Annotated in this window: 1 pseudogene; it reads right to left on the bottom strand. The window is 56.3% G+C overall.

Annotation, left to right across the window (positions count from 1 at the left end):
- Positions 1-132: pseudogene (locus tag CK486_RS18630) on the bottom strand (hypothetical protein); the annotation flags it as partial.
- Positions 133-229: the final 97 nt, after the last annotated feature.

Raw genomic sequence — 229 nt, forward strand, 5'->3', positions numbered from 1 at the left:
CGCCACCCACGGCAAAAGGTATCGGCTACGTTCATCAAACGCGCCTCCAGCAGCATCGAGGGCCGACGCAATATCAGCGGTGTTCTTACCAGATGCATACTGATATTGCAGGCATGGCGTGAACGCCTGACGCCACCCACGGCAAAAGGTATCGGCTACGTTCATCAAACGCGCCTCCAGCAGCATCGAGGGCCGACGCAATATCAGCGGTGTTCTTACCAGATGCATA

The sequence above is a fragment of the Pseudomonas sp. HAR-UPW-AIA-41 genome (genome assembly GCF_002304225.1).
GTDB lineage: Bacteria > Pseudomonadota > Gammaproteobacteria > Pseudomonadales > Pseudomonadaceae > Aquipseudomonas.